3 protein-coding genes and 1 tRNA gene are annotated in these 2,615 nt (G+C 67.1%); all 4 read left to right on the top strand.

Annotated elements, in window-relative coordinates:
• Window positions 1-746, top strand: a 746-nt coding sequence (rfbD, locus tag AC3WLN_RS23930; RefSeq protein WP_492485460.1) for a dTDP-4-dehydrorhamnose reductase, incomplete at its 5' end; no start/stop codon positions are given.
• Window positions 743-1,633 carry a glucose-1-phosphate thymidylyltransferase RfbA gene (rfbA, locus tag AC3WLN_RS23925; protein WP_492485457.1) on the top strand — a complete coding sequence of 297 codons (891 nt, stop codon included), beginning with the start codon at window positions 743-745 and terminating at the stop codon, window positions 1,631-1,633. The genes rfbD and rfbA, both read left to right, overlap by 4 nt.
• A 67-nt stretch (window positions 1,634-1,700) precedes the next feature.
• Window positions 1,701-2,018, top strand: coding sequence for a hypothetical protein (locus AC3WLN_RS23920; RefSeq protein ID WP_463778649.1), 318 nt, complete (start codon window positions 1,701-1,703; stop codon window positions 2,016-2,018).
• A gap of 154 nt (window positions 2,019-2,172) precedes the next feature.
• A tRNA-Gln gene (locus tag AC3WLN_RS23915) sits at window positions 2,173-2,246 on the top strand.
• Window positions 2,247-2,615 lie beyond the last annotated feature (369 nt).

The raw sequence follows: 2,615 nt of genomic DNA, 5'->3' as shown, positions 1-2,615 counted from the left end.
CGCTGGTCAACGCGGCCGCCTACACCGCCGTGGACAAGGCCGAGAGCGAGATCGCCGCGGCCTGGGCCCTGAACGCGCTGGCGCCCGCGCTGCTCGCCGCGGCCACCGCCCGAGCCGGCATCCCCCTCGTCCACGTCTCCACCGACTACGTCTTCGACGGACGCGGGACGGGCCCCTGCACCCCCGACACGCCGGTCAACCCGCAGAGCGTCTACGGCGCCAGCAAGGCGGCCGGCGAGATCGCGGTGCGCGCCGCCAACCCGCGCCACGCCATCCTCCGCACCGCCTGGGTGGTGAGCCCGCACCGGGGCAACTTCGTCAAGACGATGCTGCGGCTCGCCGCCGAGCGCGAGCGCCTCGCCGTGGTCGACGACCAGCACGGCAATCCGACCAGCGCGGGCGACCTCGCCGCGGGCCTGGCGCAGATCGCCCAGGCGCTGGCCCGCGACTCCACCGCGCCCACGGGCACGCACCACTTCGTCAATGCGGGCGCCACCACCTGGTGCGGCTTTGCCCGCGCCATCCTGGCCGGCGCGGCCCGGCGCGGCGGCAAGTCGGTGCCGGTGGACGCCATCCCCACCAGCGCCTTCCCGACCCCGGCCCGCCGGCCCGCGCATTCGGTGCTCTCGACCGAGAGCCTGACGGCCGCCTACGGCCTGCGGCCGCGGCCCTGGGCCGAGGCCCTCGACGACATCCTCGACCGGCTGGTCGGGCCTGAACGGACACACACGGAGACACGGGCATGAAGGGGATCGTTCTGGCCGGCGGCACGGGCACGCGCCTGCATCCGGCCACGCTGTCGATCAACAAGCAGCTGCTGCCGGTCTACGACAAGCCGATGATCTACTACCCGGTCTCGGTGCTGATGCTGGCGGGCATCCGCGAGATCCTGATCATCTCAAGCCCCGAGCACCTCGACAACTACAAGCGCCTGTTCGGCACCGGCGAGCAGTTCGGGCTGTCCTTCAGCTACGCCCTCCAGCCCCGGCCAGAAGGGCTGGCCCAGGCCTTCCTGATCGGGCGCGACTTCGTGGGCGACGACAGCGTGGCCCTGGTGCTGGGCGACAACCTGTTCTTCGGCTCGGGCATGCGCGAGCTGCTGGCCCGGGCCTGCGCCCGCCCGACCGGCGCCACGGTGTTCGCCTACCACGTCGACGATCCCTCGGCCTACGGCGTGGTCACCCTCGACCCGGACGGGCGGCCCCTGCGCCTCGTCGAGAAGCCGGTGACGCCCGAGAGCCCCTGGGCGGTGACGGGGCTGTACGTCTACGACAACCAGGTCCTCGACATCGCCGCGGCCGTGACGCCCTCGGCCCGGGGCGAGCTCGAGATCACCAGCATCAACGAGGCCTATCTGGAGCGCGGGCAGCTGCACGTGGAGCGCATGAGCCGCGGCTATGCCTGGCTCGACACGGGCACGCATGACAGCCTGCTGGAGGCGGCCGAGTTCGTGCGCACCCTCCAGCACCGCCAGGGCCTGCAGGTGGCCTGCCTGGAGGAGATCGCCTACCTGCAGGGCTTCATCGGCAAGGACCAGCTCATCGCCCGCGGCAAACTCTTCGCCAAGACCGCCTACGGACGAAACCTCCTCAAACTCGCTGAGGAAGACCAGAGCGAACTCCTGATGCGGTGAGGCGCGGAAGGGAGGCCGTCGGGCAGGGCTCTCCCCCACACGAGGACGCTGAGGTATAGGAGCGGAAATGGACAACATCATTCGCCCCACCTTCGGCGCGCCGCGCCGCCCGGAACCGACCGATCCCCGCCGCGTGCAGGTTCTGACGCAGCGCGTCTATGGAGAGGCCCATGGTTGCCGCGTCTGCCTCGTCCATGACGAGGGCGCCCCGGAGGGCGACGTCTACAAAGTGGTGGTCGGCTTCCTCACGGACGACGAAGTGAGCACCGTGGCGATCCTCCCGGCCACACCGGAGGGAGAGACCGATTGCGAGATCGTCGCCCTGGCGATCCTGCGTACCTTGGGCATGATCGAGGCCCGTACCGAGCTACCGGGCAGCGCCTGACGCCGGACGCATCTCCGCCCGAGCGGGGGTTCAGAAGCGGGCTTGCATCGATCCGGAAAGCCATGCTATCGCCCCTGCACCGGAACGGACCGGGCTGCGACCGCCACCGGTTGCGATGGAAAACCGGATCCTGCCTCGTGCCACGCGAGGATGTTGGGGGATAGTTTAACGGTAGAACAGTGGACTCTGACTCCTCTAGTCCAGGTTCGAATCCTGGTCCCCCAGCCACTGTCAGAACTATTATCGGCCACACCTAAGAGTGATTCAATTCACACTTAAAACTGATGCAGTATTACATATAAGTCCAAATCAGGTTTCCTGAGCCCCGGCTTGGTGTTTTGTCTAATCATACTCCGCAAAAAATTATGCCTGCGCGCTTCATCGCCAAATTTTATATTTGTCGCACAAGTACTCAAATAAGTATTTTTCCGATATTTTACGGCGGCACAGCTAAGCCTGATTCATTTTGGTGAAATTCTGCGGCGCTTCGTGCACGTGGCGTCGGCGGCAAACATGTGTTCCGAACAATCCTTTGCGAGGTGGCCGGCCGCCTCCTGGCTTGAATAAGCCTGAGTCCTGAGGGCCGAGGCCCTGCCC

The organism is Methylobacterium sp. FW306-05-D (assembly GCF_058782155.1).
This window is presented reverse-complemented; position numbering and strand designations above follow the sequence as displayed.

Excerpts from the sequence above, each read along its gene's own strand:
- AC3WLN_RS23920 (WP_463778649.1), top strand. The coding sequence starts at position 1,701 with ATGGACAACATCATTCGCCCCACCTTCGGCGCGCCGCGCCGCCCGGAA.
- rfbA (WP_492485457.1), top strand. The coding sequence starts at position 743 with ATGAAGGGGATCGTTCTGGCCGGCGGCACGGGCACGCGCCTGCATCCG.